The organism is Pseudomonas putida, from assembly GCF_009883635.2.
Classification (GTDB): Bacteria; Pseudomonadota; Gammaproteobacteria; order Pseudomonadales; family Pseudomonadaceae; genus Aquipseudomonas; species Aquipseudomonas putida_W.
Genome location: NZ_CP026115.2, coordinates 5518910 through 5542487 on the forward strand (window position 1 = coordinate 5518910; position 23578 = coordinate 5542487).

The following is a 23578-nucleotide window of genomic DNA, read 5'->3' on the forward strand; positions in this document are numbered from 1 at the left end:
CGGTCTTATCGTTGTTTTGGGCGTAGCATTTATTGAACTTTCGTCGCCTTCAGGCGTCGAGACAGCGCTATCTTTGGTGAGCCGGAAAAACCGCCGGTTCAGGCAGTCCGCGCCAGGTTCCGCTCACCGCAGGGCTTTAGCCAGGCGTCGACCGATTCGGCGAGCACCACAATCGGTTGAGTGGCGTCCAGCGGCAGGGTCAGGGGTTCGCCCCTGGGTGATTCGAGGGCAGCGAACTGGCTGTCGATCAGGCTGGCCGGCATGAAATGGCCTGGGCGGGCAAGCACGCGTTTTTCCGCTTCTGCGGGGGTGAGTTCGAGGAACACGAACACCAGCTCCGGCATCGCCGCGCGCAGGGTGTCGCGATACCGGCGCTTGAGCGCGGAGCAGGTGAGGATCGGCCGTTCGCCGGCCTGCACCGTCGCTTGCAGCTCCTGGCCCAGGCGCACCAGCCAGCCGGCACGGTCATTATCGTCCAGCGGGATACCGGCACTCATCTTGCGGATGTTTTCGGCAGGGTGGAACGCGTCGCCTTCGATCAGGCGACCGCCGCTTCGCTTGGCAATGGCATCACCGACGCAGCTTTTGCCGCAGCCGGCCACGCCCATCACCACGATGGCGGACAGGGGAGAATTCATCAGTACCTCCTGCGGGGTGAGATAGCGCTGTCTCGTCGCTCACGAAACGCCACCTCCCCGGTGTTATTGATCTTGTCCTTACGCAGTATGGACGCTTGGCAGTGTGCTGCAGTGGCCACTACCAAAGATTACATTGCCTGCGTCCTGAGACAGCGCTACCTTAGTGGCCGTTCCCCATTCCTGCAAGTAGTAAAATTACAACATCCATGTCCCGCACAGGCTCTCGCACCACAGGTCGTCCCACACTGGCTGAAGTCGCCAGGCTTTCCGGGGTTTCCCCGATTACCGCTTCGCGCGCGTTGCGCGGAGTCAGCACGGTTGCCCCGGAACTGGTGGAAAAGGTCATGGCCGCTGCCGCGTCCCTGGGCTACGTCGCCAACCCTGCAGCCCGGGCGCTGGCGTCGGCGCGCAGCCAATCGGTGGTGGTGCTGATTCCGTCGCTGTCCAACCAGCTGTTCATCGACACCCTGGAGGCTATCCACGAGGTGATGCGCCCGCGTGGGCTGGAAGTGCTGATTGGCAACTATCACTACGACCTCGACGAAGAAGAGAACCTGATCCGCAATTACCTGGCCTACCAGCCTTGCGGCATGCTGCTCACCGGGTTCGACCGCAGCGACGCGGCGCGGCAGATGCTGGCCGCCAGCGGCGTGCCTTGCGTGCACATGATGGAGCTGGGCGGTGAGGCTGGCGCGTTGTCGGTGGGCTTTTCCCAGCAGCAGGCCGGGCGGGCCGCGGCAACCCACCTGATCGAGCGGGGGCGGCGGCGCCTGGCGTTCATTGCCGCGCAGCTCGACCCACGGGTGATGCAGCGCGCCGAAGGCTTCCGCCAGGCCCTTGCCGACGCCGGCATGCAGGCCACTGAGCTGGAGATTCTGGCGCCACAACCGTCATCCATTGCCTTGGGCAGTGAACTGTTCAGCCAGCTTCTGGCGCAGGCGCCTGATGTGGATGGCATCTTCTTCTGCAACGACGACCTCGCCCAGGGCGCGGTGTTGCAGGCGTTGCGTCAAGGCATCGAGGTGCCGAACCAGGTGGCCATGGTCGGCTTCAACGACCTGCCCGCATCGGCGCACATGGTGCCGCGCCTGACCTCCATTCGCACCCCACGGGCGGCCGTTGGTCGGGGCGCCGCCCAGGCATTGCTGGCGCTGCTCGATGGCAAGCGGGTAGCGACCGAGCAGCAGGATCTGGGCTTTGAACTGATGGTGCGCGAGAGTTCATGAGGTTTTGCAGGAACCGTCGCTAACTGTTTAATCACTAAGTGATATCAATTGGCTTGCACGGTAACAAAGCCGATCTATGCTCAGAAAACCCTGGGCATCAAGGATCGTGGCGCCATGTTCGACTTCCACCGCAAGTCTGATTTGATCGAGATTCAGCGCACCCGCAAGGCCCTGGCCGAGAGCCAGGCCAAGCTTGCCGCGATCAGCCGCTGCATGGCCATGATCGAGTTCGCCCCCGACGGTACCATTGTTGATGCCAATGCGCAGTTCTGCCAGGCCATGGGCTACGACGTCGACGAGCTGCGCGGCAAGCACCACCGCCTGTTCTGCGACCCAGGCTACACCAAGACCGCCGAATATCAGCAACTGTGGCATGAACTGGGCCAGGGCAAGGCCATCAGCGGCACCTTCGAGCGCGTCGACAAGGCAGGCCGTGAGGTCTGGCTGGAGGCCAGCTACATGCCGGTGCTCGACGAGCAACAGCAGGTCACCAGCGTGATCAAGGTGGCAGCCGATATCAGCCAGCGGGTGAAGGACGAACACGAGAGCGAAAGCCTGCTCAAGGCCATTGGCCGGTCCATGGCCGTGGTCGAGTTCACGCCGCAGGGGCGGGTGATCAAGGCCAATCAGAACTTCCTCGCGACCATGGGCTATCGCCTGGAAGAAGTGGTGGGCCGTCACCATGGGCTGTTCTGCCAGCCCCATGAACGTGAATCCGGCGCATACCGCGAGTTCTGGGCTTCACTCAATCGCGGCGAATATCACTCGCACCGCTTCGAGCGGATCAACAAGCAAGGCCAGACGGTGTACCTGGAGGCCTCGTACAACCCGATCTTCGACAGCAAAGGGCGCTTGTACAAGGTGGTCAAGTTCGCCAGCGACATCACCGCGCAGGTCAGCACCCAGCAGAGCGCCGCCGATGCGGCCCATGCCAGTTCGGTGCAGACCGATGCTTGCGCGCGCAAGGGTACCGAGGTGGTGCAACAGACGGTAGCGGTCATCGAGCAGATTTCCCAGGAACTCAATGACGCCGCGCGCAGCATCGATGCGGTGAGCAAACAGTCGGATGTGATCGGGCAGATCGTGCTGACCATCCGTGGCATCGCCGACCAGACCAACCTGTTGGCATTGAACGCGGCCATCGAGGCGGCCCGGGCCGGTGAGCATGGCCGTGGCTTTGCCGTGGTGGCCGATGAAGTGCGTAGCCTGGCCGCGCGCACCAGCAAGGCGACGCTGGAAATTGTCGACGTGGTGCGCCAGAACCACGACCTGTCGCTGACCGCCGTGGCCAGCATGCAGTCGAGCCTGTCCCGCACCGGGCGTGGCGTTGCCTTGGCCAACGAGGCGGGAACGGTGATCATGGAAATCCAGCAGGGTTCGCGTCACGTGGTCGACGCCATCAGCCAGATCAACTCGACACTGCAATTGCACTGAGGGCGTCGCCCAGTTCCCGCAGCAAGGCCTGCAGGCTCGTTTCCAGCTGCAGGTGCAGCGCGCTCGTCGGCAGCCCCTGGGCATGAGCCTGCTCGATGGCTTCGCAATCCTTGACCACCCCGCGCACCCGCAGCATCTTGGCGCCCCCTTTTATGCGGTGAGCGAGGGTGCGCAGCGCCTCGCGGTCGCTGGCGGCATCCAGGGCTTGCAGGGCGGCCAGGTCCTCGCGGGCACTTTGCGTCAGTTGCTCGAGCAGGTGCCGGGTCAGCTGCTGGTCATTCTGGGTCAGGTGGTGCAGTTCGTTCAGGTCGAAACCACTGACCCTTGATGCAGGTGCATGGGCGGCGGCGCGTGCCTGGGGCAGATGTGCCTTCAGTGTCTGCAGCCCGATGGGCTTGAACAGGCAGTCGTCCATGCCGCTCTCCAGGCAACGTTGACGCTCTTCGGCCTGGGCATTGGCGGTGACGCCTAGAATGTTGCAGGCGGGTAGCCCGCGCTCTTGCTCGAGCTGGCGAACCCTGCGGGCCAACTCATGGCCGTCCATCACCGGCATGCTGCAGTCAGTAATGACCAGGTCAAAGTCGTGTGCTTGCCACAAGGTCAGCGCCGATTCGCCATTCTCGGCCAGCGTCACCTGGTGACCGAGGCTGTGCAGCTGTTTTTCCAGCAGCAGCAGGTTGGCAGGGTAGTCATCGACCACCAGCACATTCAGCGGCCCGCTTTCGGCTTCGTCGGCGACTGCAGGGTGCTCCACGGGGGCGGGTGGCGCACTCAGTGGCAGCGGTAACTGGACGAGCACACGGGTGCCGACGCCTTCCACGCTTTGCAGGTCCAGCCTGCCTCCCATGAGTTCGGTCAGGGTCCGGCTGATGACCAGGCCCAGGCCAGCGCCTTGGCTCGCTCGGGGGCCTGAGGCCTGGGTAAAGGTGTTGAACAGCCGGGCCTGATCCTGGGCGGCAATGCCGATACCGGTGTCGGTCACGCTCACCTCGACCAGCGCGATGTCGCCTGCGCTCACGGGGTTGAACGTGAGGCGGACTTGTACGTCGCCACGATCGGTGAACTTGATAGCATTGCTCAACAGGTTGGAGAGGATCTGCTTGATCCGTAACGGGTCAGCCAAGACCCAGAGTGGGCCCGCTGGCAGCTCGCCTTGCAGGTGCAAGCCCTTTATCCGTGCGTTACCTTCGAAGACGCGCAGGGTGCTGCGCAGCAGTTCGACCAGGTCGGTCGCAACCGGCTGCAGGGTCATGTGCCCTGATTCGATGCGGGAAATATCAAGGATGTCACCGATCAGCCCAAGCAGGCCAATGGCGGAATCGTGGGCGGTTTGCAGGGTCTGGGTGTCGCAGTGGCCAGCGCGGTTGTCTTGCAGCGCCAGTTCCAGCAGGCCTATCACCGCGTTCATGGGGGTACGGATCTCGTGGCTCATGGTCGCCAGGAACGCGCTTTTGGTTTTGCTGGCCTGTTCTGCTTCATCCTTGGCCTGGCGCAGTTGCTCCAGCAGCCCGCGGCTGAAGGCCAGTTGCGCCTGCAGGGCGCGCTGCGCTTCGGTGCGCTGGTGGATCAGCTTGCGCAAGTAGCTGTTCCAGAACACCACGCCCGCCAGCAGCAGGGCTGACAGCACCAACACTTGCAGGGCCAGGGTGCGGTAGTTGCGCCAGGGGCTGTCGCTGACCAAGGTGCTGCTGCGCCTACGGTTTATCAGCTGTTCCAGTTCTTCGGGAGGAATGCTCATCAACGCCTTGTCGAGGATGGCCTGCAATTGCGGCAGGTCAGGGGCGACCGCGAAGGAGGCAACGGCCGGCTCGTCCCCCACGACGCCGGCGATACGCAGGCGCCCCTTGAATACCTGGTTGATGTAGTACGAGGCATTGATGTAGCTGCTATAGGCGGCGTCGGCGTCGCCGTTGGCCACCGCTTCCATCAGGCCAAGGGGGTTGTTCACCATGACCAGTTTCGCCTGCGGGAAGCGCTGCAGTACTTCGGCGCGAAGGTGGGAGCCCTGCAGCAGGGCAATGCGTTGCCCGTCCAGGTTCCTGGCGTGCAGTGGCGAGGGCGCCTGGTCGCGCGTCACCAGCACCCTGGGGCTGACCAGATACGGACGGGTGTAGCGCAGCTGGGCTGCGCGTTCCGTGCCATAGCCCAGTGCTCCGATCATCTGTGCCTCGCCGCGTGCGACCTTGTCAACCATCTGCTGCACGGTACCTTGCTCGATGAACTTGAACTGCAAGCCGGTGCGCAGGGCGATCTGCTTGAGCAGGTCGATGGTGATTCCGCTGACATGCTGCTCGGCGTCATTGAACGTGAGCGGGGCCAGGGCCGTGTCGACCAGTACACTGACCGTCGGATGCCGGGCTATCCATTCGTTTTCCTCCTGTGTCAGTACTGACAGGTGGCGGTCCAGCAACAGGCTGGTATTGCCACTGCTCCAGCGGCGCAGGATGTTCAGGCGCTCGCTTTCGGTGATCCTGGCCATGGCACTATCGACCAGGCGGCGCAGCCGTGGGTTGTCATTGGCGAATGCGAAGGCGAAAGAGCCGGGCGCCACCTGGCAGAAATGATCGATCTTCACCATGCCTTGGTAACTTCTGCCTATCAGGAAGTCGGTACTGATGGCATCGCCCAGATAGGCGTCGGCCTCGCCCAGTTCGACTGCCGCAAGGCCCGCGAGGGTCGAGCGATAGAGGCTCAGTTGGGCATTGGGGTAGAGGGAGCGGACGGTCTCGCCCGGCAAGTAGTGGTCGACCATCGCCAGGCGCAAGCCAGCCAGGTCCTTGCCATGTAGTAGCGGGGAGGACTCGCGCGTCACGATCACCGGCAGGTCTTCTGCATAGGGCAGGCTGAGGCTGAGCTGGGCATCGGCAGCTTCGAAGCCATTTGAGCTGCCCAGCAGGTCGATGGTGCCAGCACGCAACGCGGCGATCGCTTCATGACGGCTGGCGAACCGCCTGACTTCGATCGGTACGCCCAGCTGCTCGGCGATCAGCCCGGCATAATCGGCGCTCAGGCCTTCGTAATCAGCCAGGCTGACGTTGATCTCGAAGGGTGGGTAATCCGGCCGTGAACTCCCCAGTAGCAACACGCCGCGCCGCTGCAGCCACTGGCGGTCGTCGTCATTCAGCTGCAGCGGTTGCGTAGCACTGGTGGCGCGTGCCAGCAAATGCCTGGATTCACCATCGGCAAGCGCCATGAACGGGTAGCAGAGCAGGGCGATGAGCAGGGTCAGGCCGGCCAGGACAGATTTCATGCTTCCCGCACGCTCATCTGACGTCGTTGCGTTTGGCCAGGTCCACCATTTCCACCAGTGACTCGGTCTTGAGTTTTTCCATGATACGGCCACGGTAGGTACTGATGGTCTTGGCACTGAGGTTCATGCAGGCGCCGATGTTCTTGTTGTTTTCACCACGGCTCAGGCGCCGCAATACTTCCATCTCGCGGTTGGACAGGCTGCCGAGGCGCTCTGGCTCGCTCTCCAGGGTATTGCTGTTCACCGACATCTGGGGGAAGGTGGAGTAGCCCTTGATCAGGGCCTTGATTGCGAACACCACGGCCTCCAGGTCTTCGCCTTTGGTAACGAATGCACCAATCCCGGCATCCAGGCAGCGGCGCACGTAAAGGTCGGTGGCCTGCCCGGTCAGCACCATGATCTTGGGGGCAGGCTCCTGTTGTTGCAGGCGCTTGATGACTTCCATGCCATCCAGGCCGGGGAGCCCTATGTCCAGCAGCACCACATCCGGGCGCAATTCGCGCACCTTCTGTGCTACTTCACTGCCATTGTCGACTTCGCCGACGATGCGAAAGCGCTCACGCTCGAGCAATATGCGTAAGGAAAAACGGACGATGGCATGATCATCAACGATCAGCACGGTTGTCATGTCACTAACTCCTGTCGGAATGTGGTCGGCTTCCTGAGGCAATCAGGAATACGTCTGCAAGCTTTTTCTGCTGTGCGGCACGATACGACGATTCCGGATCCATGGTAATGGCGAGTATAGATGTGTTGAACAAGCGAGCCGGTGTTGTGGAAAATTCCTACACGGTAGCTGCTACAGACACCGTCAGAAGTGGCGGTGCCTGTATTGGCGGAGGGTCAGGCGCAGGTCGGATGAGGCTTGAGGACCCGTTGGGTCGAGGCGGGGTTATTGCTCAAGGCCTGGCCCACCCGCGTCGGGCGGGCCAGCAACTGGCCGCCGCAATTCGGGCAACGTCCTTGCAGGCGTTGGTCTGCACAGTTACGGCAGAAGGTGCATTCGAACGAGCAGATCAGGGCGTCTGGGCTATCGCCCGGCAGGTCGGCATCGCAGCATTCACAATTAGGGCGCAGCTCCAGCATGGGTATCACTCCGGTCGGGTGGAATGCGCAGTCTGCTCCGCCCCTCGTCAGCCTGGCAATGCTAGTCGCCGGGGCGGTACAGGTGGGCGTGGCCGGCGCGGTATAGCGCCGACTCGCTGAACGGCGCATCGCCGAGCACATGGCCGACGAGGATCAGGGCGGTGCGCCGGAACCCTTTGCAGGCAACCTGTTCGATGATATCGGCCAGCGTGCCGCGCACCCAGTCCTGGTCTGGCCAGGTAGCACGATGAACCACCGCGACCGGGCAGTCGGGGCCGTAGTGGGGCAGCAGTTCTTCGACGATACGTGGCAGGTGCTTGACCCCCAGGTGAATGGCCAAGGTACTGCCGTGTCGGGCCAGGTCGCCGAGCTGCTCGCCTGCTGGCATCGGTGAGCTGTCGCCGTAGCGGGTGAGGATGACCGTCTGCGCCACTTGTGGCAGGGTCAGTTCGCAGCCGAGCAATGCCGCGCTGGCGGCGGTGGCAGTGACGCCAGGGATGATCTGGTAATCGATGCCCAGTTCGCGCAGGTGGCGAATCTGCTCGCCGATGGCGCCATACAGGCTGGGGTCGCCACTGTGCACCCGGGCCACGTCCTGGCCATTGGCGTGTGCGGTGCGGATGGCGTCGATGATTTGCTCGAGGTGCAGTTCGGCGCTGTTGATGACCGTCTCGGCCTGATGCCCTTCGAGCACCGCCGCAGGTACCAGCGAACCGGCATAGATGATCACCGGGCACTGACGGATCAGGCGTTGGCCCTTGACCGTGATCAGTTCCGGGTCGCCGGGGCCGGCGCCGATGAAGTAGACCGTCATGGCAGATCCTTGAAATGATGAAAGAAGCGATTATCCGGCAGAGGCCAGTGCCAGGGTAGCGGGGCCGCGCACCTGACGGGTTACCCTGAGTGTGGCGCCGGCGTGACTGAGGCTGGCCAGGGCCAGTGCTGTGCTCTCGGCAACGCCCCAGCAGCCGCTGTGGGCGTAGGCGACTGCGGAGCGGTGGCTGAGCTGGGGTTCGTACGCCTGCAGTTGCTCGGTAGCGAAAACTACCAACGGCAGGGCGTAGCGTGCGGCGAGTTGTTGCAGGCCTGGCTCGTCGGCCTTGCCCGCGATGCTGGCAAAGCCGCGAAGTGCTGTGGCGGTCAGGCCGTGACGCTGCAGCACTTCATGCAGCAACACGTCGAGGACGTCCACCGGGCAACCCCGACGGCAGCCGAAGCCGGCGTACAGCGCCGGCAATGGCTGGTCGATGGCCATCAGGCGTGGCTGGAGCGGCGATACAGCCAGGCGCTGAGCAGGCCCAGGGCTACCCAGAAGACCGCGTTGGTCAGCCAGGAAGCGATCTTGAACTGAGCCTCAAGGGCTTGCGGGGCCAGGCTTTCATGGGCTTCCGGCTGCGGAGCGCCAATCACGTGCGGCACCACCAGCAAGACGGCGCCCAGTGCCTTGAGCAAGCCATGGCGTGCGAACACCAGCAGGGCCAGGCCCACTGCGGTCGCGGCTGCGGTGCCGATCCACCAGCTCTGGCGCTGACCGAGGTCGGCTGCGGCAGTGCCTGGCAGTTCCGGCGGCAAGCCCAGGGTAGGGGCCAGGCAGAACACGGCAAAACCGGCCAACCCCCACAGCGCTCCCGTGCTGGTACGGCCTGGTTCACGCAGGCTGTACAGGGCGGCGAGGATCAGGGCGAAGCCGACGGCAACCACCAGATTGCCGCCGGTGGTCGACAGGATGCGCTGCCAGCCATCTTCTGGCGACCAAGCTTCCTCGCTGTGGGTGTGGCCAGCGCTGGCTTCGTCGCCGTGGCTGTGGTGCTCGGCTGCCGGAGCGGCCGATTCATAGGTTTCCGCCTCGAGGATCAGCGGTGCGACCCAAAAGCTTTGCAGCAGGGTCAGCAACAGAGCGGCGAGCAGGCCGCTGAACCCGGCAGTGCGGGCGATACGCTTGATCATGGCAGCCTCAGTGGCAAGGGAATGCGGCGCTGTGGCGGGTGTCGTGCGCGGCGTTGTGCACGGCTTCGATGTGCGAGAACCCGGCAAAGTACACCAGGCACAGGCCGAGCAGGCTGGCACCGACGGCAATGACCACGCGCTGGCTGAGGGTGACGGGGGTAGTGATGTTGTGTTTGGCGCTGGTGATGGGCATGACGCGATCCTCTGCTTTGCTTTTGCTTTTTAGAAGGCAATGGGGACAAGCGCGGCAGCCCCGGGCACGAGGGCGCCCGAGGGAATGCGACAGCGCCCGCCCTCCGCGGGGTGTTCATGAACGCCAGGCCGGTCTCCGGGCTTGCGAGGAGGAGCTGGGCTCCTTGAAAAGCATCACCTTCCCATGCCGGACTGCGTGGCACAGTGGTCTGGACGCTTCGCTCGCTTACCGTTGCGGGGGCAGCACCGGATTTGCCCGGCCCTGACAAGGGCCTGCGACGCACCGATTTCCCGTTTCACCCTCGATGGGGCACCTGACGCAAGGCGTTAGGAGAGCACGCGGCGAAGGTGGCGTCAAATGCAAAGGTGCATGGGGCCAGGCCTGTACCACGCAACTGTAAAGAAATGGAAAAGCTCGCCAGGCTGCCCGGTCTGGAAATTACACTTGCAACGCTGTTCTGCCTTCCATCCGGCAGGGCACCCGTTTTTGCTTTTGGAGCGTTGCAATGAAGTTGAAGCATGTATTGCGTGCCGCCGTGGTGGCTGCATTGGTATCCACGCTGGCAGGTTGCTGGATGTTCATGCCGCCAGGTGGCGGTGGTGGGCATGGTGGGGGGCATGGCGGCCCAGGCATGATGGGCGGCGGGCACGGTGGTGGCCCACGCTGACAGTACTGAAGCTGACGGCTGTTCGCTCACCGGCCAAGGGCTGGGCGGATAGCCTGGCTACCGTCATGAATCTTCGAGCAACCGCCCAGGGTTGAAGAAGAATGATGCAATCATCACGGCGCTGATCACACCCAAGGCGTCCGCGACCAGCAACAGGAATTCGCTGCCAGCCCCCAGCAGCGCCTGCTGGCCGATGGCCACGCTCGTGCCATGGGGGAAGGCGGCGATGCCCAGCAGGGCGAGCGCCAGCGCGGCTGACAGCAGCTTGCTGTAGGTCTTGCCGAACGCCAGCGTATAGGCCCAGAACACAAAGATGCTGAACACGGCAAGTCCTGTGGAGATCACGAACTGGGCGAGTATTTCCAGCCACCACACCATGGGACTCTCCTGAACGTTGCGCGTGGTCGATACGCATGAGAATCATGGCTGATTGAAATCGTTCCGCTCGGCTAAAGAAATAATGCGAAAGCCGGAAAGTTGCCAGTCATGGACCATTGCCCATATAGCAAACAAGCCTATTGTGCTGTGCACTTTGCGCAGTACCATGGGCACACGAGAACTAAAAAGGGCGTTCGGCTTGGCCACTCTTTCGTCAGTTATCGATGGGGCAGCAGGAGCGTGTCGCGTGAAGAGTTCAAGATCGGTCGCAGGCGCAATACTGTTAACCACTTTTGCCACGCTGTTGATGGCCGGGTGTGCACAGAATCGGGATGTGCGCGATGGCCATGATTATACGTCCGGTACTACCGATAGAAGCACGACCGCTTATCTGGGGTGTGTCAAAGGCGAACTTCAAGGTAACGTGAAAACCTATGAGGTCGATGGCGACAACTCGGTGAAACTGTACGTCGAAAGTACCGACCTCACCCAGGCCGCTGGTTTGGTAGAACTGCACGGCACGGGAACCGAGCGTCAGTTCACGGCTTACCAGCGCGACGCCTGGTACGACCATGGCAGGCTGCTCGATGCTGCCTTGATGTGTAAAAAAGCCTGAAGCATTGCTCTGCAAGAGCAAAAAGCCCGCGCACATGAGAGCGGGCTTTTTGCGATGGGTGCTGATCCATCAGCGAGGTGCATTCTAGGGAATGGAGCCGTCTTGCCCATTCGACGGAAGTCTTGCGCCATGGCAATCAAGCCGGTTCACGACCTTGGTGGATTACTCCTCCGACGCGAACCCAGCTAGAATGGCGCACGTTCCCGTCTGGTTAATTGCAAATGCCAACCTTTCGCATCCTGTTCTGTGCCGCGCTCGCAGCAAGCCTTGCCGCTTGCGCAAACCCAGGCAAGCCTACCGCCAGTAAGCTGACCTCGAAATCCCCGGAGAACTACGCCGCCTGCGTATTGCCAAAGTGGCAGGCGTTGTCGCCGCAGACCACGCAAAAGTCCATCAACCATGGTTATCGGCTGACCGCACCCAGCGCCGTGACGTCGGACGAGGTGCTGGAAGTGGTCGAGTATCGCGATGGCAGCCGGGCAACTTTCTACAAAGGCAGCTTCCTGTCGAGTGACAAGTTGCGCATGGCCGCCAGAGAGTGCCTTGAGTGACCGGCAGCCGGTTGCATCAGTAGCCTGACCCTCCCATGCCGCCCATGCTGGGCATTGCTCCATTCGGCGCAGGTCATGAAGCGGGTCTTGTCGACTTTCCCGGCCTGATCGAAGCTGACCATGTAAGGCTGTTGTTTCTGCCCCGGTTTGCTCAGCATGTAGTCGAAGCACGTTCCAGGCACTACCGTGCGGTCGGACTGGGCGCCCGGCGCGCCGCCTATTTGCAGTACTTGCTCTTTGCTCATGCCGTTATCGACCTTGGCTACCAACGGCTGGTCATGGTAAGTGGATGAGTTACTTGAACAGCCCGCGAACGCTGCCAATACCAGCAACAGCGCACAAGTTGATTGGTTCATGGCAGTGCTCCCGTCAGAGAACGCCGTTACGGAACAGCATCAATCCAGTCGGCTATTCATCATACGCTTGTATTGCTTCACCCGACGCAGCGTGCACCACTGTTCCAACAGCAGGGCGCGCAGGGGCGAAGCCTTGGCCTGGGGTTTGCTGCCGGCAGCGAGCCGGCGCATCTGCAACTTCACCAGCGCCATGTAGGCCAGGGCGGCGAATGCCTTGCGCTTCCAACGGACCGGCGGCAGTTCGGCCAAAGCCTTGGTCTCGCCGGCTTGCCAGCGCCGGGGCAGGTTCGGGTCGACCGCCAATGCAGTGGCGATGCCAGCCATGGCCACGCCGCTGGCGAGCACCTGCTCGACCACTGCCAGGCGACGGATGCCACCGGTGACCATCACGGGCATACGGGCAATCGCGGCAATGTCGCGGGCGAACTCGAGGAAGTAGGCCTCCCGCGCCAAGGTACGGCCATCCCGGGCATCGCCTTGCATGGCCGGTGCTTCGTAGCTGCCGCCGGACAGTTCCACCAGGTCCACCGGTAGTTCGTTCAGCCACAGCACGACCTGGCGTGCATCTGCCGGTTCGAAGCCGCCGCGCTGGAAGTCGGCCGAGTTCAGCTTGACCGCCACGCTGAAGCCGGGAGCCACCACCTCGCGCACCGCTTTGACCACTTCCAGCAACAGCCGCGCACGGTTTTCCAGGCTGCCACCCCAGCGGTCCTGGCGCCGGTTGGTCAGCGGCGAGAGGAACTGGCTGAGCAGGTAGCCGTGCGCGGCGTGGATCTGCACGCCGCTGAAGCCGGCTTGTTCGGCCTGTGCCGCAGTGCGGGCGAAGCGCTGGATCAACGCTGCAATCTCGCTTTCGTCCAAGGCCTTGGGTTGCGGGAACAGTTTCGACAAACCGCCCATGTCCAGTGCCACCGCCGAGGGTGCCACGGTTGGCTGGCCAAGGTTGGCCTGCATCTGCCGCCCGGGGTGGTTGATCTGCATCCAGACCTGCGCGCCCTGGGCGCGGCCGGCTTCGGCCCATTGGCGAAAACGTTGCAGCTGCTGGCTGTCATCGAGCATCACGCCCCCTGGGCCGGTCATGGCGCTGGGGTCGATCATGACGTTGCCGGTCAGCAGCAAGCCGGCGCCACCTTCGGCCCAAGCCTGATACAGGCGCAGCAACTGATCGGAAGGGGTCTGGTCCTGGTTGGCGAGGTTTTCTTCCATGGCCGCCTTGGCAATGCGATTGGGGATGACACTGCCATTGGGCAGGCGCAGGGGCTGGAACGGGGTCATGCGGTGTTCTCCAAGGTAGCGCCGGGCGTCGGGCGGGTTGGGTTTTGGGGAAGGCTAAGGTTAAAGTAAACCTTAAGGTCAACAGAGAATTTCACCCAGCATGAAAATTGGCGAACTGGCCCGACGCACGGGCCTCAGCGCATCGCGCATCCGTTTCTATGAAGCCAGCGGGCTGATCGAGGCCCGGCGCTTGGGTAACGGTTATCGGGATTACCCGGAGCAGGTGGTGAGGTCACTGGAGATCATCACTTGCGGGCAGCAGGCGGGGTTCAGCCTGGAGGAAATGCGCAAACTGACCAGCGCATCGGGTGACGGCGCAGCACGGCATGATCTGCTGCTGGCTAGCCTCAAGCGCAAGGTGACCGAAATCGAAGCCATGCAACTGCGCCTGGCGCAGAACCGCGCGCAATTGCTGGCGGTGATCGCCGGCATGCAGAGCAAACCACAGGGCATGGATTGCGACGAAAATGCCCAGCGCCTGATTGCCGGGTGGCAGGAAGGGTAGCTGCCTTCCGGGCTTCCTTTGCCATTTTCGTGGCTCCCCAGGCAGACCCCTGAGTATTCTGGCTCATGAAGAAAAGATTGCAGCCCCAGGCCCGGCGACCTGTCATCAAATGAAAACCCGCTGTCGCCCGATGCGAAGCACCCCGCACCCCGAGCGCTTACATTCCAATTACCCAGAACTGACGCCCTGCGTCCAGATCGATGATTGGAGAGACAAGCATGTCCAAAGTCGTACGTTTCCATCAGACCGGTGGCCCCGAAGTACTGCGCTACGAGGAAGCCGAGGTTGGTGAGCCCGGCCCGGGCCAGGTGCGCCTGCGTCAGGTGGCAGTGGGCCTGAACTATGCCGATACCTATTTCCGCAATGGCACTTACCCGATCCCGCTGCCTAATGGCATTGGCGTGGAAGCCTCCGGGGTGGTGCAGGCGGTAGGTGAGGGCGTGACCCAGGTGGCGGTGGGGGACCGGGTGACCTACACCGGTTTCCTCAACACCCTCGGCGCCTATTGCACCGAGCGGCTGATCCCCGCCGCAGCGCTGATCAAACTGCCGGAAACGATTGCCTTCGAGACCGCCGCCGCCATGACCATGCGCGGCCTGACCGCGGCCTACCTGATGCGCCGGCTGTACGATTTCAAGCCTGGCGACACCGTGCTGCTGCATGCCGCAGCGGGTGGCGTCGGCCTGATCGTCGCGCAATGGGCGCGGCTGCTGGGGCTGAACGTGATCGGCACGGTGTCCACCGAGGCCAAGGCCGAAGTTGCCCGCGCCCATGGCTGCAACCAGATCATCAACTACAGCGTCGAGGACGTGGCCAGCCGCGTGCGTGAGCTCACTGATGGCGTCGGCGTCAACGTGGTGTTCGACAGCGTCGGCAAGAACACTTTCGTGGGCTCGCTCGATTCGCTCAAGCGCCGTGGCCTGATGGTCTGCGTCGGTACCGCCTCCGGCACCATCCCGCCGTTCGACCCACAGTTGCTGGCGATCAAGGGCTCGCTGCAGCTGACCCGCCCGGCACTGGCCGACTTCATTGCCGACCCTGCGGAAAAGGCCGACCTGGCCGGCGAGCTGTTCGACCATGTCAGCAGCGGCCGCATCCGCATCGAAATCAACCAGCACTATGCCCTGCAGGACGCCGTCCAGGCCCATCGTGATCTTGAAGCGCGCAGGACCACTGGCTCGTCGATCTTCGTCATCTGAAGAGGGCAACAGCATGCACATCGAACAACTGACCTGTGCGATCGGCGCCGAGATCAGCGGCGTCAACCTGGCTGACGCGATCCACGATGACGACCTGTTCGAGCAGCTGCGCGCGCAGCTGCTCAAGCACCGAGTGCTGTTCTTGCGTGACCAGCACTTCAGCCGTGCCGAACACGTGGCCTTTGCCCGGCGCTTCGGCGACCTCGAAGACCACCCGGTGGCCGGCAGCGACCCGGACCACCCTGGCCTGGTGCAGATCTACAAGCGCCCTGACCAGCCCAACGACCGTTATGAAAACGCCTGGCACACCGATGCCACCTGGCGCGAAGCACCGCCCATGGGCTGCGTGCTGCGCTGCGTCGAATGCCCACCGGTAGGTGGCGACACGATGTGGGCGAACATGGTGCTGGCCTACGAGAACCTGCCCGCAGACGTGAAGGCGAAGATCGAAGGCCTGCGCGCACGCCACAGCATCGAAGCCAGCTTCGGCGCCGCCATGCCGATCGAAAAGCGCCTGGCGCTCAAGGCGCAGTTCCCGGATGCCGAGCACCCGGTGGTGCGCACGCACCCGGACACCGGTGAGCAGGTGCTGTTCGTCAACGCCTTCACCACCCACTTCAGCAACTACCACACGCCCCAGCGTGTGCGTTTCGGCCAGGACGCCAACCCCGGCGCTGCCGACCTGCTGCGCTACCTGGTCAGCCAGGCCTACCTGCCCGAGTACCAGGTGCGATGGCGCTGGAAGCCCGACAGCGTGGCCATCTGGGACAACCGCAGCACCCAGCATTACGCGGTCATGGACTACCCGCCATGCCATCGCAAGATGGAGCGTGCGGGGATCAAGGGCAGCCGCACTTTCTGAGTCAGCCGCCGCAAGAACGCGGCGCGCAGCACAATAACAATAGCGAGGACTACTGCATGCAATTCTTCGACGATTCGTTGCACCCGGAAAACATGGAAAAGGTGGTGATCACCGTCGCCCCGTATGGCCCGGAATGGATGCCCGAGGACTTCCCCGAAGACATCCCGCTGACCATGGAGGAGCAGGTACAGAAGGCAGTTGATTGCTATGAAGCCGGCGCCACCGTGTTGCATCTGCATGTGCGCGAACTGGACGGCAAGGGCTCCAAGCGCCTGTCCAAGTTCAACGAGCTGATCGCCGGGGTGCGTGAAGCGGTACCGGACATGATCATCCAGGTCGGTGGCTCGATTTCCTTTGCCCCCGAGGGCGAAGGCGAGGCGGCCAAGTGGCTGTCCGACGACACCCGGCACATGCTCGCCGAGCTGACCCCGCGTCCTGACCAGGTGACTGTGGCGATCAATACCACGCAGATGAACATCATGGAGCTGCTGTATCCAGAGTACCTGGAAGGCACCTCCCTGGCCCACCCGGCGATCCACGCTGCCTACAGCGAAATGACCGTGCCAGCCGGCCCGGCCTGGGTCCGCGAGCACCTGCGCCGTTTGCAGGCCAGTGGCATCCAGCCGCACTTCCAGCTGACCGGCATGCATGCCCTGGAAACCCTTGAGCGCATTGTCCGCCGAGGCGACTACATGGGCCCGCTGAACCTGACCTGGATCGGTATCGGTGGCGGTTTCGACGGCCCCAATCCGTTCAACTTCTTCAACTTCATCCACCGCGCGCCGGATGGTTGCACGCTGACTGCCGAATCGCTGCTGAAGAACGTGCTGCCGTTCAACACCATGGCCTTGGCCATGGGCCTGCATCCACGCTGCGGCAACGAAGACACCATCATCGACCAGCATGGCAAGCGCTTCGGCTCGGTGCAGCAGATCCAGCAGACCGTACGTGTGGCCCATGAACTGGGCCGCGAAGTGGCCAACGGCAAAGAGGCCCGGGCCATCTACCGCATTGGCGAGCAGTACACCAGCATCGAAGAGACCCTCAAGGCCAACGGCATGGCGCCGAACCGCCAGTCGGGGCAGAAAGGCGTGCCGCAGCGGGCCTGACAGGCAGGTCCGGCCTCTTCGCGGGCACGCCCGCTCCCACAGGGTTACCTGACGGCCTTGAACTTGTAGGAGCGGGCGTGCCCGCGAAGAGGCCAGGCCAAGCAGTAAAGATTTTGGCTGTTACCCATAAAAACAAGAACACCACCCACGCCAGATACCCCGAGGAGGCACCATGGCCACCTATCTCGCCAGTGCCGATACACCCGGCACCGACACCGCGCACAGCATCCCCCGGCGCTATGCCTGGGTCGTCTTTGCCCTGACCTTCGGCCTGTTGATCTCCGACTACATGTCACGCCAGGTGCTCAATGCCGTATTCCCGCTGCTCAAGGGCGAGTGGGCCCTGAGCGATAGCCAGCTTGGCCTGCTCAGTGGCATCGTCGCGCTGATGGTCGGCCTGCTGACCTTCCCCTTGTCATTGCTCGCTGATCGTTTCGGCCGCGTGCGCAGCCTGGTGCTGATGGCCGTGCTGTGGAGCCTGGCGACCCTGGGCTGCGCCCTGGCGGAAAACTACCCGCAGATGTTCATCGCCCGTTTCCTGGTGGGTGTCGGCGAGGCCGCCTATGGCAGCGTCGGCATCGCCGTGGTGGTGGCAGTGTTCCCCCGTGACATGCGTTCGACCCTGGCCGGCGCCTTCATGGCCGGCGGCATGTTCGGCTCGGTGCTGGGCATGGCCCTGGGCGGTTTGCTGGCCCAGCACCTGGGCTGGCGCTGGGCGTTCGCCGGCATGGCCCTGTTCGGCCTGGTGCTGGCGCTGCTGTATCCGCTGATCGTCAAGGAAGCTCGCATCACCGCCAAATGCGTCGAACAGGCCCGGGGCAAGGCGAGTCGCCCGCTGCGCACCCTGTATGGCTCGCGCTCGGTGATCGCCGCGTATATCGGCAGTGGCCTGCAACTGTTCGTCGGCGGCACGGTCATCGTCTGGATGCCCAGCTACCTGAACCGTTACTACGCCATGGGCACCGACCGCGCCGGGGCGATAGCCGCCGTGATCGTGCTGTGCAGCGGCATCGGCACGATCCTCTGCGCGATGCTCTGTGACCGCCTGGGCCGTCAGCGCCCGGACCGCAAGATCAGCCTGGCCATCGGCTACTGCCTGGGCAGCTGCCTGCTGCTGTCGCTGGCCTTCGCGCTGCCGGCAGGTACCGCGCAACTGGTGCTGATCTGCCTGGGAATGATGATCGCAGTTGGCACCAACGGCCCGTCCAGTGCCATGGTCGCAAACCTGACCCATGCAGCCGTGCACGGCACTGCATTCGCCACCCTGACCCTGGCCAACAACCTGCTGGGCCTGGCGACCGGCCCGCTGATCACCGGCCGTGTTTCCGACCTGATCGGCCTGCACGCTGCGTTCCAGCTGGTGCCGCTGATGAGTATCGCCGCCGCCGCCGTGTTTTTCATCGCCAAACGCCATTACCACCGCGACATGGAGCGTCTGCAAGCATCGGTCAGTCGTACCGAGGAGTTGAGTTCGTGAAACAGACGTTGTCCGTCGAAGTGTTCTTCGATTTCATATGCCCGTGGTGCCTGATCGGTCAGCGGCAATTACAGGCTGCCCTGTTGCTGCTGCAGCGCGAGCAGCCACAGGTAGAGGTGACCTTGCACTGGCGGGGGGTGCAGCTGCTGCCTGGCTTGCCTGCCAATGGCCTGCCATTCCACGCCTTCTATACAGAGCGACTGGGCAGCGAGCAGGCCGTGCGTGAGCGCCAGGCCCAGGTGCGAGCAGCGGCCAGCGTGGTGGGTGAGGACATTGACTTCAGCCGTATCCGCCGCATGCCCAATACCGCCAATGCCCACCGCTTGCTGCAACGTGCGTCCGGCCTGCTCAGCGCCAGGCGCCTTGAAACCCTGTTGGCTCAGCTGTTCATTGCCTACTTCCATCAGGGTCGTGACCTGGGCGACAGCCGGGTATTGCTCGCCATTGCCCAGTCTTGTGGGCTGGAGGCGGCGCAAGTGGTCGATTGCCTGCGTGAAGATGGCAGCCCGTTTCTCGACGGTGCCGGGCGCGCGGGCAGCGCGGTGCCGTGTTTTCGCTTCAATGAGGGCCGCCTGATCCCCGGCGCGCAACCTGCCGATGTGCTGTTCGCCGCCATGCGTGAAGCCCTGCAGATACAGGTGCCGGCATGAGCCGGCGTATCGCCCTGGCCGCGAGCCAGGTGCCCGAGCGTAACGGGCGTGTGCTGGTGGAGAGCCACGGCAAGAGCCTGGCCGTGTTCAATGTCGCCGATACCCTTTACGCGATCGACGACAGCTGCCCGCATCAGGGGGCCTCGCTGTGTGGCGGGCGCCTGGAGGGCCGGGTCATCCAGTGCTGCGCCCATGGCCTGCGTTTCGACCTGGCCAGCGGCTACCTGCTGCATTCGACAGCGCTCAAGGTCGAGACTTACGCGGTCGAGCGTCAGGATGGCGAAGTATTCATCGTGATCGCCTGCGAAGCCTGATCACCCTTCAAGGCGCCTGCTCGGCGAGCCTGGCTCGCCAGCTGGCGGGTGGCATGCCGAACTGGGCGATGAACCAGCGGGTGAAAGAGCTTGGCATCGAGTAGCCGAGCAAGTCCGCAATGCGCCCCAGCGAATAGTTGGGGTTTTCCAGGTAACGCATTACCAGATCGCGGCGCACGGTGTTGATCATCTCCTTGAAGGTCAGCCCGTCCTCTTCCAGGCGCCGTTGCAGCGTGCGCACATTCATGCCCTGGGTTTGCGCCACCTGCTCGATGGTGGCACGGCCCATGGGCAGCAGCAGGTAGATGGTCTTGCGCAGCTCCAGCTCCAGGGACGGCGTGCCACCGGCCGGCAGGGTGTCGAGGTAGCGCCGTGCCAGGCGGGCCATGGCCTCGTTGGCCTGGGGGCTGGCGCTGTCGAGGTCGGCGGCGGGGCAGACGATGCCGTTGAACTCGCTGCCGAACACCAGTTTGCAGCCGAAGATGCGCCGGTGGATGGCCAGGTCGGCCGGAGCGGCATGGGTGAAGTTGGCGCTGATCGGGTGCCAATGGGCCCCCAACAGCGCCGCGCACAGGCGCAGCATCACGCCGATGGCAAGCTCGGTGGCCTGCCGGCTGCACGGCGCCCGGTCGTTGATCACTTCCTCACGAATGATGACCGTCTTGCCGGCTTCCTCGACATGGATGGCCAGGGCGTCGTTAAGCAAGTGGCGATACTGCACGATCACTTCCAGGGCATCGCGCAGGTTGCGCTGGTGGCTGAGCAGCAGGCTGATTTCGCCGAAATCCGAGAGCTGGCGCGATTCGGCCATGCGCAGGCCGAAGGTTTCGCAACCGCTGATACGGGCCGACTCTTCCAGCAGGGTAATCACGTTGGCTGCCGGAATACGCCGGTTGGGGTCTTCGAGCAATGCAGCGCTAAGGCCCACCTGGGCGAGCAGGGGGGTGGGGTTCAGGCCCACGTGGCGGGACACTTCGAGGTAATTGGTCAGGCTGGCGGCGCGGACTAGGGCGGGCATTTTTATTGTTTTTCGTCAGGCGGTCTGTGAGTTATAGCCTGCGTGTCATCAATAGAGAAGCACAAGGCCGAAAGATCAGCTTGTCATCAAATGAAAAGTCACTGACGCGCAATGTAAAGCACCCGTCGAGCCCCCTCTTTACTGTGAACCTCGTACCCGATCCAAGCCCCGATCCAAGCTGAGGTTCTGACGTGGAAAAACTGCAAACCACCGCCACCGTGCTGATCATCCCTGGCCTGCGCGAGCCTGTCAGCGAGCACTGGCAAACCCTGCTCGAAGCGCGCCTGGCCAAGGTCCGCAGCGTGCCGCCGCTGCAGGTCGACGGGCTTAGCTGCAACGCCCGTGTCGAAGCGATCCAGCATGAACTGCAGCAGATCGACGGCGAGGTGGTGCTGGTGGCGCATAGCGCTGGCGTGCTGATGGTGGCCCACTGGGCTGCGCGCTATCAGCGGCCGATCAAAGGCGCCTTGCTGGCAGCTCCGCCAGACCTGCACGCCCAATGGCCGGCTCACTACCCCAGCCCGCAAAGACTCGCCGAGCAGGGATGGTCGCCGTTGCCGATGGCGCCGTTGCCGTTCCCCAGCATCGTCGCCGCCAGCAGCAACGACCACCTGGCCAGCTTCGACGCCGCCGGCGTCATGGCTAAGGCCTGGGGCAGCGAGCTGATCGCCCTTGGGCCGGTCGGCCACCTCAACCCGGCAGCCGGTTTTGGCCCCTGGCCGATGGCTGAAAACCTGATTCGTCGCCTGGACCACTGATCTGCCGACCCCGCACGGATGCCCAAGCCAAGCCCGCAGATCACGGGCGGCCATGAACAACAAGAACAATAAGTGGAGCCATCGCAATGCCAGAACACCGCATCCACCGTGCTGTGAAACCACAGCGCTGCCTGCTCGCCTGCGCCATCAGCCTGCTCAGCCTGCCCGGCGCGCAAGCCTTCGAAGTCACCACCGGCAGCGAAGACTGGGCCGTGCGCTTCGACAATACGGTCAAGTACAACTATGGCGTGCGCACCGAAAGCGCCGACAAACGCCTCCTCGGCACGCCCAACAGCAACGACGGTGACTTCAACTTCCGCAAGGCTGGCACCACGGTCACCAACCGGGTCGACCTGCTGACCGAGCTGGACGTGGTCTACCAGGGCAACACCGGCTTTCGCGTCAGCACCGCCAGCTGGTACGACAAGGCCTATGACAACACCGGCTCCAACAGCAACCCGTTCGTCAACGGCAACGGTGACCAGTCCGGCATCAACCCCAGCCTCAACGGCCTGCCGGGTACCGGCGTACCACTGGGCAGCCCGCACCTGAGCAACTATGCCCAGCGCTACTACAGCGGCCCCTCTGGCGAAGTGCTGGATGCCTTCGTGTTCTTCAGCCGCGACGTCGGCGAGGAGTCGCAGATCAGCGCCAAAGTCGGCCAGCACAACCTGTTCTGGGGTGAAACCCTGCTCAACCCGGTGCACTCGCTGAGCTACGGCCAGTCCGGGCTGGACCTGGCCAAGCTCGCGGCCTCGCCAGGCACCGAGGCCAAGGAACTGTTCGTGCCGCGCAACCAGCTGTCCACGTCGTTCATGGTCAACCCTGAGCTGACCCTGGGGGCACAGTATTTCTTCGACTGGGATGCCGCGCGCCTGCCGGAAGCCGGCACCTACTATGGCGGTTCTGACGTGGTGGGCGAGGGCGCCCAGAGCTTCCTGCTCGGCCACACCGGCACCCCTGGGTTGATCCCGGTGCGCGGTGCGCTCACCACCATCCGCCGTGGCGACGACCTGACCCCACGCAAAAGCGGCGACTGGGGCGTCATGGCCAAGTGGTCGCCGGAATGGCTCGGCGGCACCCTGGGCTTCTACTACCGCAAGACCTCCGAGATCCTGCCCCAGGCCTGGCTCGACGCACGCGGCATGACCGTGGCCCGTGGCCCGTTCGGCGCGCCGCCTGCCAGCCGCCAGGGCGCGGTCGGCAACCTGTACAACTCGCTGCAGAGCACCACCTACCAGTTCGCCTACTCCGACGACATCGACATCTATGGCCTTAGCCTGTCCAAGGACATCGGCGGCATCAGCGTCGGCAGCGACCTCAACATTCGTCACCACATGCCCCTGGCGAGCATCCCGGCCATCGTCAGCGCCCCCGGCACCGCCGGCCTGGGCGGCGGCTTCGGCCTGCTGCCGCCACGCCTGGCCAGCAGCGGGGTGATCTACGATGTGCCCAAGGACGGCGACAGCCTGAGCGCCACCGGTGAAACCCTGCACTGGACCCTCAACGGCCTGATGACCATCGGCAACACGCCGCTGTTCGATTCGGCAACCCTGCTTGGCGAGCTGTTCTACAGCAACCTGCTCAAGCTCGATGGCCACAACGAGGCCTTGTACAAGGGCAAGAGCAGCTACCGCGGTATCGACCAGCCGACCCGCGACAACTGGGGCATCGCCGTCAACTTCACGCCCACCTGGTTCCAGGTGATGCCCGGTATCGACCTGAGCATGCCGCTGTCGGTCAACGTCGGCATCGACGGTGTGTCGCCGGTGCAGGGCGGCGGTGCCAAGGACACTGGCAACTATGCGGTCGGCGTCAGCGCGGCCATCTACAACCAGTACTTCGTCGACCTCAAGTACGTCGACAGCTTCGGCAAGACCCAGTCCTGCAAGGATGGCCAGACCGACGGCAGCACGCCGAACGCCCTCGACGGCGAACAGGACTACACCTGCTACGGCGGCGGCTACGCCTCCTTCTCCGGCGGTGGTGCCACCACCGAAGACCGTGGCGCCCTGTACCTGACCCTCAAGACCACGTTCTGAGACCTGTTCCCCACAGACTTCACAGGA

At 63.5% G+C, this 23578-nt stretch carries 25 protein-coding genes, 2 pseudogenes and 1 riboswitch; of the genes and pseudogenes, 15 read left to right on the top strand and 12 right to left on the bottom strand.

Going from position 1 to position 23578, the window contains the following annotated elements; all coding sequences use genetic code 11:
• Window positions 1-98: 98 nt before the first annotated feature.
• On the bottom strand, window positions 99-638 hold the full coding sequence (locus tag C2H86_RS25095) for a gluconokinase (RefSeq protein WP_159410356.1): 540 nt from the start codon (window positions 636-638) through the stop codon (window positions 99-101).
• Between the two features lie 206 nt (window positions 639-844).
• Here C2H86_RS25095 and C2H86_RS25100 point away from each other — a divergent pair, with 206 nt between their 5' ends.
• From C2H86_RS25100 to C2H86_RS28820, 3 genes and pseudogenes are all read left to right on the top strand, one after another.
• The gene (locus tag C2H86_RS25100) at window positions 845-1864 is read left to right on the top strand and encodes a LacI family DNA-binding transcriptional regulator (protein ID WP_159410357.1); all 1020 of its coding nucleotides are present in this window, start codon (window positions 845-847) and stop codon (window positions 1862-1864) included.
• 219 nt (window positions 1865-2083) lie between these two features.
• A pseudogene (locus C2H86_RS28815) lies at window positions 2084-2713 on the top strand (PAS domain-containing protein); the annotation flags it as partial.
• 153 nt (window positions 2714-2866) lie between these two features.
• Window positions 2867-3298 (top strand): annotated as a pseudogene (locus C2H86_RS28820) (methyl-accepting chemotaxis protein); the annotation flags it as partial.
• Here C2H86_RS28820 and C2H86_RS25110 read toward each other — a convergent pair.
• From C2H86_RS25110 to C2H86_RS25140, 7 genes are all read right to left on the bottom strand, one after another.
• The gene (locus C2H86_RS25110; protein WP_159410359.1) at window positions 3273-6548 is read right to left on the bottom strand and encodes a transporter substrate-binding domain-containing protein; all 3276 of its coding nucleotides are present in this window, start codon (window positions 6546-6548) and stop codon (window positions 3273-3275) included. The pseudogene C2H86_RS28820 and the gene C2H86_RS25110 sit on opposite strands and share 26 nt — an antisense overlap.
• 13 nt (window positions 6549-6561) lie before the next feature.
• Entirely contained in the window at window positions 6562-7176 is a 615-nt protein-coding gene (locus C2H86_RS25115; RefSeq protein WP_159410360.1) for a response regulator transcription factor, read from the bottom strand.
• 215 nt (window positions 7177-7391) lie between these two features.
• On the bottom strand, window positions 7392-7634 hold the full coding sequence (locus C2H86_RS25120; protein WP_159410361.1) for a DUF1272 domain-containing protein: 243 nt from the start codon (window positions 7632-7634) through the stop codon (window positions 7392-7394).
• A 61-nt stretch (window positions 7635-7695) separates the two neighbouring features.
• Complete coding sequence (gene cobM, locus C2H86_RS25125) at window positions 7696-8448, bottom strand: precorrin-4 C(11)-methyltransferase (protein ID WP_159410362.1); 753 nt, start codon at window positions 8446-8448, stop codon at window positions 7696-7698.
• A 30-nt stretch (window positions 8449-8478) separates the two neighbouring features.
• On the bottom strand, window positions 8479-8871 hold the full coding sequence (locus tag C2H86_RS25130; protein WP_159412993.1) for a cobalamin biosynthesis protein: 393 nt from the start codon (window positions 8869-8871) through the stop codon (window positions 8479-8481).
• A 17-nt stretch (window positions 8872-8888) separates the two neighbouring features.
• A complete protein-coding gene (locus C2H86_RS25135) occupies window positions 8889-9581 on the bottom strand; it encodes a CbtA family protein (protein ID WP_159410363.1) in 693 nt (230 codons plus the stop codon).
• A 7-nt stretch (window positions 9582-9588) separates the two neighbouring features.
• Complete coding sequence (locus C2H86_RS25140; RefSeq protein ID WP_159410364.1) at window positions 9589-9774, bottom strand: CbtB domain-containing protein; 186 nt, start codon at window positions 9772-9774, stop codon at window positions 9589-9591.
• Window positions 9775-9883: 109 nt separating this feature from the next.
• Window positions 9884-10106: riboswitch (cobalamin riboswitch) on the bottom strand.
• Window positions 10107-10279: 173 nt separating this feature from the next.
• Here C2H86_RS25140 and C2H86_RS28250 point away from each other — a divergent pair.
• On the top strand, window positions 10280-10441 hold the full coding sequence (locus tag C2H86_RS28250) for a hypothetical protein (protein ID WP_178120111.1): 162 nt from the start codon (window positions 10280-10282) through the stop codon (window positions 10439-10441).
• A gap of 63 nt (window positions 10442-10504) precedes the next feature.
• Here C2H86_RS28250 and C2H86_RS25145 read toward each other — a convergent pair whose 3' ends face one another.
• Complete coding sequence (locus tag C2H86_RS25145; RefSeq protein ID WP_159410365.1) at window positions 10505-10819, bottom strand: hypothetical protein; 315 nt, start codon at window positions 10817-10819, stop codon at window positions 10505-10507.
• Window positions 10820-11066: 247 nt separating this feature from the next.
• Between C2H86_RS25145 and C2H86_RS25150 the strand changes: the two genes are divergently transcribed.
• Window positions 11067-11435, top strand: a complete 369-nt coding sequence (locus C2H86_RS25150) for a hypothetical protein (protein WP_159410366.1) — start codon at window positions 11067-11069, stop codon at window positions 11433-11435.
• Window positions 11436-11656: 221 nt separating this feature from the next.
• Window positions 11657-11986, top strand: coding sequence for a hypothetical protein (locus C2H86_RS25155; protein WP_159410367.1), 330 nt, complete (start codon window positions 11657-11659; stop codon window positions 11984-11986).
• On the opposite strand, the gene osmE is transcribed toward C2H86_RS25155, so the two are convergent.
• Window positions 11923-12342 carry an osmotically-inducible lipoprotein OsmE gene (gene osmE, locus C2H86_RS25160; protein ID WP_159410368.1) on the bottom strand — a complete coding sequence of 140 codons (420 nt, stop codon included), beginning with the start codon at window positions 12340-12342 and terminating at the stop codon, window positions 11923-11925. The genes C2H86_RS25155 and osmE overlap by 64 nt on opposite strands.
• Window positions 12343-12381: 39 nt before the next feature.
• Window positions 12382-13617, bottom strand: a complete 1236-nt coding sequence (locus C2H86_RS25165; protein WP_159410369.1) for an NADH:flavin oxidoreductase/NADH oxidase family protein — start codon at window positions 13615-13617, stop codon at window positions 12382-12384.
• 100 nt (window positions 13618-13717) lie between these two features.
• On the opposite strand from C2H86_RS25165, the gene C2H86_RS25170 reads away from it, so the two are divergent.
• From C2H86_RS25170 to C2H86_RS25200, 7 genes are all read left to right on the top strand, one after another.
• Entirely contained in the window at window positions 13718-14122 is a 405-nt protein-coding gene (locus tag C2H86_RS25170; RefSeq protein WP_159410370.1) for a MerR family transcriptional regulator, read from the top strand.
• A 218-nt stretch (window positions 14123-14340) separates the two neighbouring features.
• On the top strand, window positions 14341-15321 hold the full coding sequence (locus C2H86_RS25175; protein WP_159410371.1) for a quinone oxidoreductase family protein: 981 nt from the start codon (window positions 14341-14343) through the stop codon (window positions 15319-15321).
• 13 nt (window positions 15322-15334) lie between these two features.
• A complete protein-coding gene (locus tag C2H86_RS25180; protein ID WP_159410372.1) occupies window positions 15335-16183 on the top strand; it encodes a TauD/TfdA dioxygenase family protein in 849 nt (282 codons plus the stop codon).
• Between the two features lie 56 nt (window positions 16184-16239).
• Window positions 16240-17292 (top strand): 3-keto-5-aminohexanoate cleavage protein, encoded by a 1053-nt coding sequence (locus C2H86_RS25185; protein WP_159410373.1) that lies wholly within the window; start codon window positions 16240-16242, stop codon window positions 17290-17292.
• 172 nt (window positions 17293-17464) lie between these two features.
• Window positions 17465-18769 carry an MFS transporter gene (locus C2H86_RS25190; protein ID WP_159410374.1) on the top strand — a complete coding sequence of 435 codons (1305 nt, stop codon included), beginning with the start codon at window positions 17465-17467 and terminating at the stop codon, window positions 18767-18769.
• Entirely contained in the window at window positions 18766-19419 is a 654-nt protein-coding gene (locus C2H86_RS25195; protein WP_159410375.1) for a DsbA family oxidoreductase, read from the top strand. The genes C2H86_RS25190 and C2H86_RS25195 overlap by 4 nt, the downstream gene beginning before the upstream one ends.
• Window positions 19416-19733, top strand: coding sequence for a Rieske (2Fe-2S) protein (locus C2H86_RS25200; RefSeq protein WP_159410376.1), 318 nt, complete (start codon window positions 19416-19418; stop codon window positions 19731-19733). The genes C2H86_RS25195 and C2H86_RS25200 overlap by 4 nt, the downstream gene beginning before the upstream one ends.
• A 7-nt stretch (window positions 19734-19740) precedes the next feature.
• On the opposite strand, the gene C2H86_RS25205 is transcribed toward C2H86_RS25200, so the two are convergent.
• Window positions 19741-20751 carry an AraC family transcriptional regulator gene (locus C2H86_RS25205; protein ID WP_159410377.1) on the bottom strand — a complete coding sequence of 337 codons (1011 nt, stop codon included), beginning with the start codon at window positions 20749-20751 and terminating at the stop codon, window positions 19741-19743.
• Between the two features lie 191 nt (window positions 20752-20942).
• Here C2H86_RS25205 and C2H86_RS25210 point away from each other — a divergent pair, with 191 nt between their 5' ends.
• Together C2H86_RS25210 and C2H86_RS25215 are read left to right on the top strand one after the other, a co-directional pair.
• On the top strand, window positions 20943-21509 hold the full coding sequence (locus C2H86_RS25210; protein ID WP_159410378.1) for an RBBP9/YdeN family alpha/beta hydrolase: 567 nt from the start codon (window positions 20943-20945) through the stop codon (window positions 21507-21509).
• Window positions 21510-21595: 86 nt separating this feature from the next.
• Window positions 21596-23551: a DUF1302 domain-containing protein gene (locus C2H86_RS25215; RefSeq protein ID WP_159410379.1), complete on the top strand. Its 1956-nt coding sequence runs from the start codon at window positions 21596-21598 to the stop codon at window positions 23549-23551.
• Window positions 23552-23578: the final 27 nt, after the last annotated feature.